Raw genomic sequence first — 14,731 nt, forward strand, 5'->3', positions numbered from 1 at the left:
TCAGCGTTGTCCTTCCGGGCCGCGTGCGCACACGCACGGCAGGGGCTGGATGCCGTTGAAGCCCTGGGTCGCGTAGCTGGTGGCGTAGGCGCCGGCGGACAGGATCCAGACCGGGTCTCCGGAGGCGACGGACGCGGGGACGCGCACCGGGTACCGGCCGCCGCCGTGGGCGTCGTCGCTGTCGCAGGTGGGGCCCGCGACGACGGCGGGGACGTACTCCTCGCCCGCGCGCCCCGCCTGGGCGGGGAAGACCAGCCGGTAGGTGAGCTGGTCCGCCTCGTACAGGCCGTTGAACCTGCCCACGCTCAGGTACAGCCAGCGGGTGGGCGTGCCGTCCGGCTGCGCCCGCTCGGTGAGCCGGTACACGTGGGCGCGGACGGCGCCGTGGTCGGCGACCAGGTGGCGGCCCGGTTCCACGACGAAGCGGAGCGGGGCCGGGGTGAGGCCGGCCAGGCGTTCCATGCCCTCGCGGAGCACGGCGAAGATCTTGTCCAGGGGCGGGTCGAGGGGCTCGCCGCGGCGGTCGAGGCAGCCGAGCGCGGGCAGGCCTCCGCCGAGGTTGACGTGGTCGGGCACGACTCCTCGCGCGGTCAGGTCCTCGACCACCTCGGCGAGGGCGTCCAGGGCCTGCTGCCATGCCTCGTACGTCATCTGCTGGGATCCGACGTGCACGGACAGACCGGCCGGGACGAGCCCGCGGGCGGCGGCCGTGGTCAGGACCCGGACGGCGTGCCCGGGCGAGCAGCCGAACTTGCGGCTCAGGCCCCACAGGGCGCCGTCCCCGCTGGTGGCGAGGCGGCAGAAGACCCGGGCGCCGGGGGCGTGTTCGGCGACGGCCGTCACGTCCTGCACGCTGTCGGTGGCGAAGGTGCGCACGCCGAGCCGGTGGGCCTCGGCGATGTCCGCGTCGGACTTGACCGTGTTGCCGTAGTGGATCCGGTCCGCGGGCACGCCGGTGCGCAGGGCCTGGACGATCTCCGCGGGGCTCGCCGCGTCGAAGCCGGCGCCCCGGTCGGCGAGCCGGGCCAGCACCTCGTCCACGGGGCAGGCCTTCAGGGCGAAGCGGACCTGGACGCCGGGCAGTTCCGACACCAGCCGGTCGTACTGGGCGGCGACACCGTCGAGGTCGTAGACGATGCGGTCGGCCGGGGCGGCGGCCAGTGCGGCGGCCAGCGGCGTGCTGATCTCCACGGTCACCGTTCCCCGGGCCCGGGCGCGGTGTGCCGCGCGGCGTCGACCAGGGCGGGCCAGGCCTCGGTCAGCAGGGCGAAGTCCGCCATGTCCCGGGGTGCCTCGGCCAGCAGCCGGGCCCGCTGCCCGGTCAGCCGCTCGGCGAACTTCTCGTGCCGTCCGCCCAGTTTGCGGTAGGCGGTGTCGAGCCGGTCCAGGCGCCATTCGTTCTCGGCGTGGTCCAGGCCGGTGCTCTCGCGCAGCAGCTCCGCGATCCGCCCGGTGCGGACGTGCTGCCGGCCGTCCAGCAGACGGTCGCCCTCGGCGGCCATCCGGTCGTAGACGTGGTGCAGGTGGAGCATCGAGAGCAGGAACTTCACGTAGCGGGTCTGGTAGGCGGCGAAGCCCGCGTCGGTACGGCGTTCGGGGGTGTAGAAGTTCTCGATGTGCCGGTTGTGCAGGATGCCGGGGAGCCGGGCGTCGTGGACCAGGTGGATGAGGAAGTAGTCGCTGCCGATGGTGTCGGTGGCCGGGGGCAGCGGGACGCGTTCGTACACCTCGCGGTGGAGGGCGATGTTGCACATGTCGACCCGCATGGGGTCCACCAGGGTCAGCGTGGAGCGGTCCTCGGTGAAGGGGGCGGTGCCCGCTCCGGTGAAGGACTCCTCGACCAGCCGCCTTCTGTCCTCGGGTGAGCGGTCGGCGGGTGCCCACAGGCCGACGACCTCGTGGTAGACGCCCTCGTCGCGGCGGCGTATCTCTCCGATGTCGACGGAGAGTTCACCGATGAAGGAGGCGCCGACCAGGGACACCGGGCGGTGGGCGTGGGCCGGGTCGAGGTCGGTGCGCAGGCCGGCGGCCGACGCCTCGGCGGCGGTCCTGCCCAGCCAGGGCAGTTCGTGGTGGACGGGGAAGACCGGTTCGCCCGCCCGGAGTTGGTAGGTGCTGTCGGAGTCCCGGCGGTGCACGGAGTCGCAGCCGAGCGCGGCGGCCAGCAGGAAGGCGCGGTCGGTGCAGGAGCCGTAGGAGACGCCGGCCGGGAGCAGCAGGCGCAGCAGCCGGTCCGGCTCGGGCAGCCCGGACCGCTCGATCACCCGGCGCAGGAAGGCCCGTTGGGGTTCCTCGCCGAGGTGGTGCACGGTGACGCCCGCGGTGCGCGGCAGCGCGGCCACGACACCGGCGTGCCCGGCGCGGGTGCGGTCGTCGCAGGAGTCGAGGATCAGCAGCTGGACGTCGGCGCCGAAGCGGGTGGCGGCGTGGACGGCCTCGCGGTGGATCGCGGTGATGGTGGCTGAGCAGGCCCGGTTGGTGGGAAGGGTCAGGCAGATCCGGTTCACTGTGCGCCTTCCCCGCCGGTCCAGGAGTCGAGGCCGAGCAGTCGGCGGCCGAGGCCGGTCAGTTCGGCGGGTCCGTACCGCAGGGCCTCCGGCCGGCGGGCGTCGCCGAGCAGGGTGCCGTTCCAGTCGGGGGTGGCGAGGGTGCGCCAGGACTCGACGCGCGAGGTCCGCAGCCGGGTGTGCTCCTCCAGGGCGGGCATCATCGACAGGTACTGCACGGCCCTGACGGCTTCGTCGGAGCGGTTGGGTGCGACGCCGTGCGCCAGCAGCCCGTTGAAGATCAGCAGGTCGCCGGCCTGGAGGTCGGGCCGGACCACGGGGAACTCGGCGCGGTCGACCGCGGGCCGGATCGGGTCGCGCCCCGCCGGCTGGGCGACGCGCCACTCCTCGAAGCGGCGGAACAGCTCCGGGGCGCACTGGAAGCCGCCGAGTTCGGGCCGGGTGTCGTTGAGGGCGATGATGCCCTGGACCCGCTGCGGCAGGACGGCGAGGGTGGTGTCGACGTCCCAGTGCAGCTCGATGTCGAAGCCCTCGTCGGTGGGCTCGATCAGGGAGCGTGAACGGGTGCGGACGTTGGGCGGGTTGAGGTTCAGCCGGTCGAGGGTGACCCACAGCTCCTCGCAGTCCCACACGTCCACGAAGGCGTCGTGGACCCGCTGTGCCTGACGGCTGTCCCACAGCAGCTGGTGGTGGTACGCCTCCACGAAGCCGTAGATGAACAGGTGCTGGTCGAGTTCGGAGCGGAACTCCGGTTCCTCGTACCAGGTGTCGGGGCGGTCGGGGTCGAGGCCCTGGAAGTCCCAGGCGAACTCCAGCAGGCTCTTGGCCTCGCCGGGGGTGATGGCCTCGCGGACGACGACGTAGCCGTACGTCTGCCAGAAGGCGAAGTCCGCTTCGGAGAGCACCCGCAGGGGGCGGGACTTCTCCAGGTGGCGCAGGGGTGTCGGGGCGAGGTAGGTCTCGCCGTCCGCGCTGAAGTAGGGGCGGCCGGACGCCGCTCGATGGAGGAAAGGGGAGGGCTGGTGCATGCCGTCGCTCCGAGGTGATCGAACTGTAGCGCCCTCTCAAGCTGGACTAGACCAATTGGGGGTGTCAACGATTACCAGCCGGTACCCCCGCCAAACTGCCGCCCAACTGCCGCCGTGATGCCGCCGGTCGGGAAACACGAAGCGGCCGGTACCGGAGCCTCGGTGAGGCTCCGGTACCGGCCGTGGGTCCGGCGGCGTGAGTGGTTCAGCCCGCCACGACGGCTTCCGCCGCCGCCACCCCGCAGACGCGGGCGGCGCCGTGGGTGGCGATGTGCAGGGCGCCGCGCGGCGGGGCCTGCGGTACGCCCATCTCGACCACCACGGTGTCCGGGCGGGCGGCGATCAGCACGTCCAGGGCGGAGCCCATCCAGTCGTGCCGGTGCTCGTCGCGGACCACGGCGACGACCCGCCGGCCGGCCGCCGCCGCGAGGGCCGCACGGCCCGCGTCCGGTCCGCCGTAGGTGCCGGCCGTGCTGCCCGGCAGCAGCCGCTCCAGCTCGGCGGCGACGCCCCAGGGGGTCTCGTCGCCGACGGCGATGTTCGGGGCAGGGTTGAACCGGGCGACATGGACCGGTTCGGTGACCGGCGCGAGCGCGCCGGACCGGGTCAGGGTCAGCGCGCGGCGGGCCGCCACCAGGCCGATCTCCGGCTCCGGCGCGACGGCTCCGGCGCCGTCACGCGCCCCGGCGGTCCACCGCGCCAGCTCCCGCACCCGGGCCGCCGCGTCGGCCAGCCGCTCCTCGGCCAGCTCGCCGGAGCGGACGGCGGACACCAGGGCGTCCCGCAGTCCCAGCACGGTGCCCTCGTCGTTCAGGCCGCCGCCGACGCAGATCGCGTCCGCGCCCGCCGCGATCGCGAGGACCACGCCCTGCTCCAGGCCGTACGTGCCGGCGATGGCCCGCATCTCCATGCCGTCCGTGACGATCAGGCCCTGGTAGCCGAGTTCGCCGCGCAGCAGGTCGGTCAGGATCCGCCGGGACAGGGTGCCGGGGCGGTCCGGGTCGAGGGCGGGGACCAGGATGTGCGCGCTCATGACGGCCCGGGTGCCGGCCTCGATGGCGGCGCGGAAGGGCGGCAGTTCGCGCTCGTACAGCGTCTTCACGTCCACGTCGATGCGCGGGACCGCGTGGTGGGAGTCGACGTTGGTGTCGCCGTGCCCGGGGAAGTGCTTGGTGCAGGCGGCGACGCCGGTGGATTGCAGGCCCTCGACCCAGGCGGCGGTGTGCCGGGCCACCAGGTCCGTGTCCGCGCCGAAGGAGCGCACACCGATGACCGGGTTGTCGGGGTTGGCGTTGACGTCGGCGGACGGCGCCCAGTCGAAGGTGACGCCGCACGCGGCCAGGCGGCGGCCCAGCTCGCGGGCCACGCCCCGGGTGAGGGCGGGGTCGTCGACGGCGCCGAGGGCGTGGTTGCCGGGGAAGGAGGAGCCGGTGCGCACGTCCAGGCGGGTGACGTCGCCGCTCTCCTCGTCGATGGCGACCAGCAGGTCGTCCCGCTCGGCGCGCAGTTCGGCGGTGAGCGCGGTGATCTGCTCCTCGCTGACGACGTTGCGGCCGAACAGGGCGACGGAGGCGAGGCCCTCGCCGATGCGGCGGCGCACCCAGTCCGGGGCGGTGGTGCCGTCGAAGCCCGGCTGGAGCACGGCGAGGGCGTCGCGGCTCAGGGTGTCGCCCGCGGCGGGGCCGCTGCCGGACCCAGTGGTGGCGAGTGTGGTCATCGGCCGGGTCATCCCTTCACGGCGCCGTCGGTGAGACCGCTGACAGCCTTGCGTTGCAGGAATATGAAGAGGATCAGGATGGGCAGCGCGAACAGGGACGAGGCTGCCATGGTGGCGCCCCAGTCGTCACCGAAGGCGGTCTGGAACTGCGACAGCCACAGCGGCAGGGTCTGCTTCTCGTTGTCCTTGTTGAGGATCAGGACCAGCGGGAACTCGTTCCAGGCCGTGATGAAGCCGAACAGCGAGGTGGCCATGAGGCCGGGCGCGAGCAGCGGGAAGATCACCCTGCGGAAGGCCTGGATGCGGGTGCAGCCGTCGACCATCGCGGACTCCTCCAGCTCCTTGGGCACGGCGGCGACGTAGCCGCGCAGAGTCAGGATCGTCAGCGGCAGCACCATCATCGTGTAGAAGACGGTGAGCGGGACCAGGCTGTCGAGCATGTCGTTGTCCCGGACGATCATGTACATGGCGATGATCATGACCTCCCAGGGGGCCATCTGCGCCAGCATGAACGTCACGATGAGCCCGCGCCGGCCCCGGAACCGCATCCGCGCGAGCGCGAAGGCGGCGAACAGGGCGACGACGAGGGAGAACACCACCGAACAGAGCGTCACGGTCACGGAGTTGCCGACCAGCGTCCAGAAGTTGTCCGCGTCGACGGCCTTCTTGAAGTGGCCGAGGGTGACGTTCGTCGGGAACCACACCGGGTTCTCGGAGATGATGTCGCCGGTCGGCTTGAAGGCCGTCGCGAACATCCAGTAGACGGGGAACACGAAGCCGACGAAGAGGACGGCGGCGGTCGCGTTGGGCCACACCCGGCCGGCGAGCGAGCGCTTCACAGCTCGTCCTCCTCTTGCTTGAGCACCATGCGCAGGTAGTACGAGGTCATGACGAGCAGCACCAGAATGGTCAGGAACGAGATGGCCGCGCCGACGCCGAAGTGCTGGTTGCCGACGCCCTGGACGAAGGCGTAGATCGGCAGCGTCTCGGTGAGGTGGTCGGGGCCGCCCTCGTTGATCGCGAAGATCTGCGGGAACGCCTTGAAGATCCAGATGACCTCGAGGAAGGTCGTGGCGTACAGGAAGGGCCGCAGGAAGGGGAAGGTCACCGAGGTGAAGCTCTGCCAGGCGCCGGCGCCGTCCAGCGAGGCGGCCTCGTACAGCTCCCTGGGGATCGTGGTGGTGGCGGCGTAGAGGTTGATCGCCACGAACGGGACCGACTGCCAGACGAGCAGCAGGATGATCACCGTGAACGTGGAGACCTGGCCGCCGGTCCAGTTGTAGTCGGCCATGGAGTGCCAGCCCAGCTTGTCCAGGACCCAGTTGACGACGCCGAAGCGCTGGGCGAACAGCCACTGGTAGACCGTGGTGGACGCGAGGATCGGCATGGCCCAGGCGAGGACGAGCCCGACCATGAGCAGCAGTCGCATCCTTCTGCCGAGGCGGGCCAGGAGCAGTCCGACCAGGGTGCCGATGACCATGATCAGGACGACGTTGACGGCGGTGAAGACGAGGGAGCGCTCGACGACGTGCCAGAAGTCCGAACCGGTCAGGACTTCCTTGTAGTTGTCGAAGCCGTTCCACTCGGTGAGGTGCTGGATGAGCTGCCGCGGATTGAGGTTCTGGAACGACAGCATGCCGTTCTTGACCAGGGGCCAGCCCAGCAGGACCAGCGTGGCCAGCAGCGCGGGCAGCAGGAGCAGGTAGGGGGCGGCGCCACCGCGGCGGGACGGGGACCCTGAGCCGTGGTCGGCGTCCCTCGGCGGCCCCGGTGTCCGGGCCTTGTGGACAGCGGGCCCCCCGGCCGTGTCCGTGCCTTCGGTCTGCACTGACATGAGTTGCCATCTCTTCCGTGGCGGTACCGGCCGTACCCGTCGTACCGGCCGTGACGAACGACTGAGCCGGGGGGCGTCCGCCGACGCCCCCCGGCGCGGGTCATCAGTTCTGCTGGGCCAGGCGCTTGTTGATCTCGCCCTCGACCTGCTTGGCCGCGTCCGCCGGGGCCTTACCGTTCAGCACCGCGGTCATGTAGGACTTGATCGGGTTGGGGGTGTTCTCCACCGCGGCCCACGCGGGGATCAGCGGGGTCGTGCCACCGGCGGCCGCGCCGGGAGCGGCGGCCTCGGCGGCGCCGTTTCCCTTGAGGTTGCTCTCCAGGGACTCCTTGTTCGGGATGACGCCGTTGAGCTTGGCCAGCTGGCCCTCGAACTGGTCGGACAGGGCGATCTTCAGGAACTCCTTGGCCAGGGCCTGCTTCTTGCTGCCCTGGGCGACCGCCAGGTTGGAGCCGCCGAGGAAGACGCCCTCGGGCTTGTCGGCCGTCTCGCCCGGGATGGTGAAGTAGCCGAGGTCCTTCTCGATGGCCTTGTTGGCCTGGATCGCCGTGCCGGCCTCCCAGCCCATGCCGATGAAGGCACCGGTCTTGCCCTTGGCGAAGATCGTGGCCTGCTGCGGGGTGGCCTCGTCCTTGTCCTTGGGAGCCTTGGAGTAGGAGGCGTACTTCTTGTAGATCTCCATGGCCGCGGTGACCTTGGGGTCCCCGAGGTTGGAGACGTACTTGTCGCCCTCCTTCTTCACCAGGTCGGCACCCTGGCCGATGGTCAGGCCGTCGAAGAAGTACCAGTTCTGGCCCGGCAGGTAGAGCGGCTCGGCGTCGGTCTTCTTGCCGATCGTGTCCAGGTCCTTGTAGAAGTCCGCGCGGGTCTTCGGGGTGTCCTTGATGCCGGCCTTGGCCCAGATCTTCTTGTTGTAGATCACGACGCGGTTGGCGAAGTACCACGGGGCGGCGTACTGCTTGCCCTCGTACACGGAGGACTGGGAGACCGACGGGGTCCAGTCCGAGCCGATCTGCTGCTTGAGGTCGCCCAGCTCGGCGAGACCGCCGGTTGCCGCGTACGCGGGGGTCTGGGTGTTGCCGACCTCGAGGACGTCCGGCGGGTTGGACTCCGAGAGGGCGGTGGTGATCTTCTGCTGGATCCCGTCCCACTTCTGGATCTCGAACTTCAGCTTCGCGCCGGTCTTCTTCTCGAAGGCGGCCTGCACGTCCTTGGACCAGGCGGGCGGCGCCGAGCCGTCCATCGTCCAGACCGTCAGGGTCTGGCCCTTGAAGCTGTCCGGTCCCGCGTTCTTGCCCGTGTCGTCACCGTCGTCGCCGCCGCACGCCGAGACGGAGACCATCATGCCCGCGATCACGATCGCGGCAGCAAGCTTGCGCTTCACGCCACCCTCCTCAGGGATGTCACTTATCCCCCCACGCCCTCGGCGGTGACCTGCGTACGACGCTGTTGCACGTAGGGCTCGGGACCTGGCCACTAATGGTGTAGACCAGTACGCTGGAGCTTGGCCTAGACCTTTTGAGGTGTCAAGGGTGGTTCGGAAGACGATCCGGGCCGTTACGAGAAAGTCACCGGAGCGCGTCCGTCCCCTTCTGCCCGGCGCGCCTACTGGACTAGACCTGTCCACCAAGTTGGACTAGACCATAGGGCAGTTGGTCGCTATAACGGGAGCCCCCACACACTCGGCCGGGAAGGCAGGCATGGCCACCGACGTCAGCAGCGCCCAGCACCCCAGGGGGGCGCCCCGCCGCGCCGCGCGCGTGCCGAAGTACTACCGGATCAAACAGCAGGTCCTGGAGATCACCCAGGCACTCCAGCCGGGCTCGGCGATGCCGGCGGAGCGGCTGCTGGCCGTCCGGTTCGGCACCTCCCGCACCACCATCCGGCAGGCGCTGCAGGAACTGGTCGGCGAGGGCCGGCTCGACCGCATCCAGGGCAAGGGCACCTTCGTGGCCCAGCCCAAGCTGTACCGGACCCTGCAACTCACCTCGCACACCGAGGACATGCGCGCCCAGGGCCTGGAGCCGGCCTCCCAGGTGCTGGACATCGGCGAGATCGCGGCGGACGCGGGGCTCGCGGACCTGCTCGGCATCGAGGTCGGCGACCGCGTCCTGCGTATCGAGCGGCTGCGGCTGGCCAGCGGCGACCCCATGGCGATCGAGACCACCCACCTGTCCGGGCGCCGCTTCCCCGGGCTGCGGCAGTGGCTGACCACCTACCCGTCGCTGTACACGGCCCTGGCCGAGGTGTACGGCGTCCATCTCGTGGAGGCGGACGAGACGATCGAGACCTCGCTGTCCACCCCGCGCGAGGCCCATCTGCTCGCCACCGACGTGGGCCTGCCGATGCTGCTGCTGTCACGGCACTCGCGGGACGCCGACGGCACACCGGTGGAGTGGGTGCGCTCGGTGTACCGGGGCTCCCGCTACAAGTTCGTCGCCGCGCTGCGCCGCCCCGTGGCCGGACCGTCCGCCCGCCGCGCCCGGGAGAACGGGTGAGCGACCCGCACCCCACCGGGCCCGAGCCGACGCTCGCCGTCGCGCTGGTGCGGGCCCGGGAGGCGGCCTGCCTCACCCAGGACGAGCTCGCGGTGCGGTCGGGACTGAGCGTGCGGGCCATACGCAACCTGGAGACCGGGCACACCGCCCGGCCCCGCAGACAGTCCCTCGTCCTGCTGGCCGAGGCTTTGGAACTGGCGCCCGGCGAGACCCGGCGGCTGTTACGGCTGCCCCGGGGTGAGCAGCCGCCCGCGCGGGCGCCCGGGGCCGGCCCTGCCGAACTGCCCGCGGCGCCCCGCCGTCGTCTCGTGGGCCGGGAGCGGCTGGTCGAGGCGCTGGCGGCCCGCCTCCCCGGGCCCGGCGGACCCGCCGTGGTCGTCGGGCCACCGGGCGCCGGGAAGACCGGGCTGGTGCTGCACACCGCCCACGCGGTGCGCGACCGCTTCCCGGGCGGCCAGGTCTACGTCGACCTGCACCCCGCGTCCTGCCGGCCCTTCACCCCGGACCTGCTGGTCCGCCGCATCCTGCGCTCGCTGGGCGACGCCGTCGCCGCGCGCGACCCGGAGGAGGCACGCGCCCGGCTGCGGGACGCGCTCAGCGGCCGCCGGGTGCTCGTGGTCCTGGACAACGCCGTCTCCGAGGCGCAGGTCAGACCCCTGCTCGTGGACGGCGGGCGCAGCGCCGTGCTGGTGGCCGCCCGCCGCGAACTGTCGGCGCTGCCCGAGCAGTTCCGCGTCCCCGTCGGCCCGCTGGAGTCCGGCGACGCCTATCGCATGCTGGCCGACCTGGCCGGCGCCCGGCGCACCGCGGCGCAGCGGCCGGCGGCGCTGCGCATCGTGCGGTCCTGCGCCGGGCTGCCGCTGGCGCTGCACATCGCCGGCCTGTGGCTCACCGCGCGCCCGCACCGCGGCCTCGCCGACCTCGCGGACCGGCTGGCCGAGGAGGGCGAGCGGCTGGGTGCGCTGCGGGTCGGCGACCTGGCCCTGGACGCGAGCGTGGCCGCCTACTACCGCCCGCTGCCCCCGGCGTCACGCGCCGCCCTCCATGAATTGAGCTCGTTGGGGGCGGAGTTCGGGTTCGAGGACGTGGTCTGCCGGCTGTCCCCGTCCCGGCGGCAGGCCATGGACCTGCTGGAGGACCTGCTGCACCGGCAGCTGGTCCGGGCGGGCGAGCCGGACCGGGCCGGGCGGGTCCGCTACCGGCTGTACGACGCCGTCCGTCTGTACGTGGCGCACGGCACCGTCCCGGCCGGTCCCTGCCGGCCCGGACGCCGGGCCCGGGACGCGGGCGGGCGCGGACGGGTAACCGAGGCCTCGTAGAACGGCGTTGTCCGTGCCGACGCGCCGGTGCGACGAGGGCGAGCGTGAGAATGCCTCGATCGTCGGCAAGGAAGTACAGGAACCCCGCACTACTGGGAGCCGTGCATGACTGTGGCAGAGAAGCGCGACTGGGTGCTGACGGACGTGTCGCTCGTCGTCAAGGGAGCCGATCTCCGGCCCGCGGAGATCACGTCCTTCCTCGGTATCGAGCCCACCGGTGTGCGCGAGCCAGGACCCGGCCAGTGGGGTCGCCCGGACGAGACCGACGGGGAGTGGGGCATCGACTGCGACTCCCACGTCAGCCGGGACTTCCACGAGCGGCTGGACACCATCCTCTCCACGGCGGAGAGCAAGCGGGCCGAGCTCGCGCACCTGGCCGAGCGGGGCTACGCCGTGATCCTCGACGTCTACGGGTTTGCCGGGAACGTCTGCGGCCTGACCCTCCACCCGGAGGAACTCAGGCGTATCGCGCTTCTGGGTTTCCCGCTCCGGGTCGCGGCGAATATGAACGAGCGCTGAGCAACGCCCCGCTCGCCTGGCTCGGCTGATCCTCCACGCCCGGTCGCCCCTGACGGCCTGCCGGCAGGCCCTAGTCCAGGAAGGCCGTCTCGATCCAGCGGCGGACCGCGCGCGGGCGCATCCGGTGCAGCCGGCCGACGGTGTCGGCCACCTGCTGCGAGCCGCCGACCGACAGGAACTTCTCCCGCACCAGGTCGGCGTGGCCCGCCCGGGTCTCCGGGCCGGCGGCGCCCACCGGGATCAACCGGGTGCGGGAGACCGTACGGCCGTCCGTCAGCCGTACGGTGACCCGGGCGCCGGTGGCCTTGGTGGACCGGGAGAAGTCCCGCTCGTCGGCCCGCGCGGCGCCGACCAGGTCCACCAGTTCGTCCCCGCCGAAGCCGCGCAGCCAGGGCACGGCCAGGTCCCCCGCCTCGCGCACCGCCTCGCCGAACGGCGCGTCGGACAGGAAGAGTTCGCGGGTCATGTCGGTGTCGTGCTCCAGGCGGATCCGCTTGGCCAGCGCCCAGCGGTCGGGGTCGTCCAGGTGCGGCGAGGAGAAGTCGTCCACCGAGAACTCGCCGGTGAGCAGGGTGGTGGCGACCGGGTAGGGCACGTCGAGCACCAGCGCGCCCAGCGGCGAGCCGGGACCGGTGACGTACTGGGCGGCCCGCTCCCCCGCGAACAGCGTGTACAGGGACGCCTCGACGACCACCTCGGCCACGTCCCTGGGCCGTACGGCGCCGAGTTCGCGGTGGATCTCGGCGGCGCAGTCCACGGCGGCGTCGATGCCGGGGCCGCCGGGGTGCATCTTGAATGACAGGGTGTCGGTGTGCCAGCGGCGGCCCAGCCCCTTCGCCACCGCCTGCGGCAGCGGCACGGTCGCGAACCGGGCCAGGAAGCCGTCGCTGTGCTCCATGATGTCCGGCGCTCCGCGCAGCCCGGCGTGGGCCGCGTCGCAGGCGTCCATCGCGGTGCGCACCGGGGTGAAGGTGTTGAACAGCCGGGCGTCGCTGGCCAGGAAGGCGCGCATGAGCGGCCAGTTGGGCATGGCGAAGGCCAGCCCGAAGGCGTTCTCGAAGAGGCCGGCGGAGGCCCGGTCGCAGTGCAGGCGGCCCGCGACGGCGCCGGCCAGGTGGGTGTGCACGGCGCTCTGTCCGCGCAGCGGCCCCAGGGTCGCCGAGGCGGTGATGCGGGCCGCGCACTCGTTGGCCGCGACCACGGCGGTGAGCAGCGAGAGCCCGTCGAGCTGCCGGGCGTAGGCGAACGCGAGCGGGACGGCGACCGTGGAGTTGGACAGGTGCCCGGCGTACGCGGTGTCGTCCAGGTTGAGCCAGGAGCCGAGGGCGGCGAAGACGCCCGCGGCCTGCCGTGGGTCGCGCTGCATGGGGTGTCCAAAGGCGGCCACCAGCTTGCGGCCCAGCGGGTGCTGGAGACCGGCCCGGATGGAGGCGATCTGCGACAGCACCTGGCTGGCCGCGAGCTTCAGCACCCGGCACGGGATGTGCTGGGGGCGCAGGGTTGCCGCCCAGTGCGAGAGCTCGCGCAGCGGGGTGTCGGCGGGGGTGCGGCCGCGGCCGGCCCGGGACAGGGCGGGTGCCTGCCCGGCCCAGTCGTCGCACAGGGCCCGGGCGACGCTCTCCCCGAGGACAGCGGTCATGAGGCGGGTACCTTCCTTGCCGTGCGTGCGTCGGGGTCGGGGGTACGGCTGCGGGGAACACGACGGCGGGAGCACCGGCGAGCCGGTGCTCCCGCGGTCAGGTGCGTGTTCAGGCGGCCGGGACCTTGTCCAGGAAGCCGTAGACGGCCTTGATCTTGCCCTCGGCGTCGGTGACGAGGACGTCGAAGCCGATGGCGATCGGCTCGGCGCCCGGCTCGGTCACCAGGCCCCACTGGAAGCGGGCCTGGTCGTGGTGGGCGTCGACGGTGCCGTGCAGCTCGAAGGCGAGGCCCTTGAACTGGTCGCGGGCACCGGCCACCACGGCCCCGAAGCCCTCGTGGCCCTCGACCGCGGCGAGCGGGTCGATGTACGGGGCGTCGGCGGTGAACAGCTCGGCGATGGCCGCGGCGCGCTTGTCGGCGTCCGCCTCGTTCCAGATGTCGAGGTAGCGGGAGACGGTGGTGGTCAGGTCGCTCATGCGGGCGTTCTCCTCTGTGACGTGCTTGCTGGTTCTTCGGACAGGTGGCTCGGACCGGGCTTTCAGGGGGTGGCCGGCGCCCAGACCGGCAGGGCGCCGGGCAGCACCTCGAAGGTGGCCGTCGCGCCGATGCCGTGCTGGTACTCGCCGTCGTGCTCCAGCGGCAGCCGCCGGCCGTCGGTCCGCTCGACGGTGATGCTCCGGCCGCGCGCGTACACGGTCGCCCGGTGGTCCATGTGCGCGGCGTTCAGGGTGAGTCCGGGGACGTCGGCCGCGGCGATGCCGTCGCCGATGACGCAGACGTCGAGCAGTCCGTCGTCGAGCAGCGAGTCCGGCAGCACCTGGAACCGGCCGCCGCGGTAGCGGCCGCCGCCGACGTTGGCGAGGACCGTGGGGCCCTCGTGCACGACCCTGCCGTCCACCGTGACCCGGCCCGGGTAGGGCGCGTAGCCGGCGGCGGTGTCGGCGAAGGCGCGGGCGTAGCGCTCGCGTCCGGACAGCGGCAGGTCGCGGGCGGTGATCAGCGCGTCGGCGATCACACCCGAACAGGCGCCCAGGTAGACGTAGTTGCGGGTCTCCGTGAGGCGGGCCAGGTCGAGGCGGCGCAGCCGGGCGCTGCCGCCGATGCCGCTGTCGGTGAGGATCGCCTTCAGGGACTCGCTCCAGGGGCGTTCGCCCCACAGCATCTTGTAGCCCGAGTTGCCGGTGCCGCCGGGCACCACCGCGAGGGTGGCGTTGCCGGTGACGGGCACGAGGCCCTGGACGGCTTCCCGGACGGTCCCGTCGCCGCCGATGACGACGACCAGGTCGGGTGCCCCGGCCGGCCGCTGCAGGGCCCGGCGTACGGCGACGGTGGCGTCGCCCGGGCCGGTGGTGAGGTGCACCTCGGCGCGCTCCAGGTAGGAGGCGCACAGCTGGCGTACCTCTTCGACCAGTTCGGGCGAGTGGCTGCCGGATGCGGGGTTTCCGAGGACGAGTGCCCGGGTGGGAGCCGGGGCTGCGGTGTCTGCCATGTCGGGCGTACTCCTTCGTCGGACGGCACCGGTGGACCGGGCGGCGTTCAGCGCCCCGGCGTCGCGGCGGTCTCCACTGTGCCGGGGGGCGCTGTCACGGGGCTGACGTGCGGCTGACGCGGCCGGCGGGGGCGCACGCGCGGACGTCCGGCCCCCGGGGAAGGGGGCCGGACGTCCGT

Annotated in this window: 13 protein-coding genes; 3 read left to right on the forward strand and 10 right to left on the reverse strand. The window is 72.4% G+C overall.

Annotated elements, in window-relative coordinates:
• From PV343_RS05180 to PV343_RS05210, 7 genes are all read right to left on the reverse strand, one after another.
• Window positions 1–1,197, reverse strand: a complete 1,197-nt coding sequence (locus PV343_RS05180; RefSeq protein WP_319145567.1) for a type III PLP-dependent enzyme — start codon at window positions 1,195–1,197, stop codon at window positions 1–3.
• Window positions 1,194–2,507: a DUF6271 family protein gene (locus tag PV343_RS05185; RefSeq protein WP_319145568.1), complete on the reverse strand. Its 1,314-nt coding sequence runs from the start codon at window positions 2,505–2,507 to the stop codon at window positions 1,194–1,196. Before PV343_RS05185 ends, PV343_RS05180 begins: the two co-directional genes overlap by 4 nt.
• A complete protein-coding gene (locus tag PV343_RS05190) occupies window positions 2,504–3,535 on the reverse strand; it encodes a phytanoyl-CoA dioxygenase family protein (RefSeq protein ID WP_319145569.1) in 1,032 nt (343 codons plus the stop codon). The genes PV343_RS05185 and PV343_RS05190 overlap by 4 nt, the downstream gene beginning before the upstream one ends.
• Window positions 3,536–3,740: 205 nt before the next feature.
• A complete protein-coding gene (locus PV343_RS05195; protein WP_319145570.1) occupies window positions 3,741–5,252 on the reverse strand; it encodes a glycoside hydrolase family 3 protein in 1,512 nt (503 codons plus the stop codon).
• Window positions 5,253–5,260: 8 nt separating this feature from the next.
• Window positions 5,261–6,091: a carbohydrate ABC transporter permease gene (locus PV343_RS05200; protein WP_319145571.1), complete on the reverse strand. Its 831-nt coding sequence runs from the start codon at window positions 6,089–6,091 to the stop codon at window positions 5,261–5,263.
• Window positions 6,088–7,086, reverse strand: coding sequence for a carbohydrate ABC transporter permease (locus PV343_RS05205; protein WP_319145572.1), 999 nt, complete (start codon window positions 7,084–7,086; stop codon window positions 6,088–6,090). Before PV343_RS05205 ends, PV343_RS05200 begins: the two co-directional genes overlap by 4 nt.
• Before the next feature lie 103 nt (window positions 7,087–7,189).
• Window positions 7,190–8,470, reverse strand: coding sequence for an extracellular solute-binding protein (locus PV343_RS05210; protein ID WP_319145573.1), 1,281 nt, complete (start codon window positions 8,468–8,470; stop codon window positions 7,190–7,192).
• A gap of 316 nt (window positions 8,471–8,786) precedes the next feature.
• Between PV343_RS05210 and PV343_RS05215 the strand changes: the two genes are divergently transcribed.
• The 3 genes from PV343_RS05215 (at window position 8,787) to PV343_RS05225 (ending at window position 11,422) form a co-directional block, all read left to right on the forward strand.
• On the forward strand, window positions 8,787–9,584 hold the full coding sequence (locus tag PV343_RS05215) for a GntR family transcriptional regulator (RefSeq protein WP_319145574.1): 798 nt from the start codon (window positions 8,787–8,789) through the stop codon (window positions 9,582–9,584).
• On the forward strand, window positions 9,581–10,903 hold the full coding sequence (locus PV343_RS05220; RefSeq protein ID WP_319145575.1) for an NB-ARC domain-containing protein: 1,323 nt from the start codon (window positions 9,581–9,583) through the stop codon (window positions 10,901–10,903). Before PV343_RS05215 ends, PV343_RS05220 begins: the two co-directional genes overlap by 4 nt.
• Window positions 10,904–11,008: 105 nt before the next feature.
• Window positions 11,009–11,422 (forward strand): DUF4279 domain-containing protein, encoded by a 414-nt coding sequence (locus tag PV343_RS05225; protein WP_319145576.1) that lies wholly within the window; start codon window positions 11,009–11,011, stop codon window positions 11,420–11,422.
• Between the two features lie 70 nt (window positions 11,423–11,492).
• Here the strand turns inward: PV343_RS05225 and PV343_RS05230 are convergent, their stop codons facing one another.
• The 3 genes from PV343_RS05230 to PV343_RS05240 all read right to left on the reverse strand — a co-directional run bounded on the left by PV343_RS05230 (window position 11,493) and on the right by PV343_RS05240 (window position 14,552).
• On the reverse strand, window positions 11,493–13,061 hold the full coding sequence (locus PV343_RS05230; protein ID WP_319145577.1) for an MmgE/PrpD family protein: 1,569 nt from the start codon (window positions 13,059–13,061) through the stop codon (window positions 11,493–11,495).
• A 109-nt stretch (window positions 13,062–13,170) separates the two neighbouring features.
• Window positions 13,171–13,539, reverse strand: a complete 369-nt coding sequence (locus tag PV343_RS05235) for a nuclear transport factor 2 family protein (protein WP_020942822.1) — start codon at window positions 13,537–13,539, stop codon at window positions 13,171–13,173.
• A gap of 62 nt (window positions 13,540–13,601) precedes the next feature.
• Window positions 13,602–14,552: a diacylglycerol/lipid kinase family protein gene (locus PV343_RS05240; protein WP_319145578.1), complete on the reverse strand. Its 951-nt coding sequence runs from the start codon at window positions 14,550–14,552 to the stop codon at window positions 13,602–13,604.
• Window positions 14,553–14,731 lie beyond the last annotated feature (179 nt).

This window comes from Streptomyces sp. WI03-4A (assembly GCF_033792105.1).
GTDB lineage: Bacteria > Actinomycetota > Actinomycetes > Streptomycetales > Streptomycetaceae > Streptomyces > Streptomyces collinus_A.

Bases quoted from the DNA above. Each gene is read 5' to 3' on its own strand.
- PV343_RS05190 (WP_319145569.1), bottom strand. From the start codon at position 3,535: ATGCACCAGCCCTCCCCTTTCCTCCATCGAGCGGCGTCCGGCCGCCCC.
- PV343_RS05195 (WP_319145570.1), bottom strand. From the start codon at position 5,252: ATGACCACACTCGCCACCACTGGGTCCGGCAGCGGCCCCGCCGCGGGC.
- PV343_RS05205 (WP_319145572.1), bottom strand. From the start codon at position 7,086: ATGTCAGTGCAGACCGAAGGCACGGACACGGCCGGGGGGCCCGCTGTC.
- PV343_RS05215 (WP_319145574.1), top strand. From the start codon at position 8,787: ATGGCCACCGACGTCAGCAGCGCCCAGCACCCCAGGGGGGCGCCCCGC.
- PV343_RS05225 (WP_319145576.1), top strand. From the start codon at position 11,009: ATGACTGTGGCAGAGAAGCGCGACTGGGTGCTGACGGACGTGTCGCTC.
- PV343_RS05230 (WP_319145577.1), bottom strand. From the start codon at position 13,061: ATGACCGCTGTCCTCGGGGAGAGCGTCGCCCGGGCCCTGTGCGACGAC.
- PV343_RS05235 (WP_020942822.1), bottom strand. From the start codon at position 13,539: ATGAGCGACCTGACCACCACCGTCTCCCGCTACCTCGACATCTGGAAC.
- PV343_RS05240 (WP_319145578.1), bottom strand. From the start codon at position 14,552: ATGGCAGACACCGCAGCCCCGGCTCCCACCCGGGCACTCGTCCTCGGA.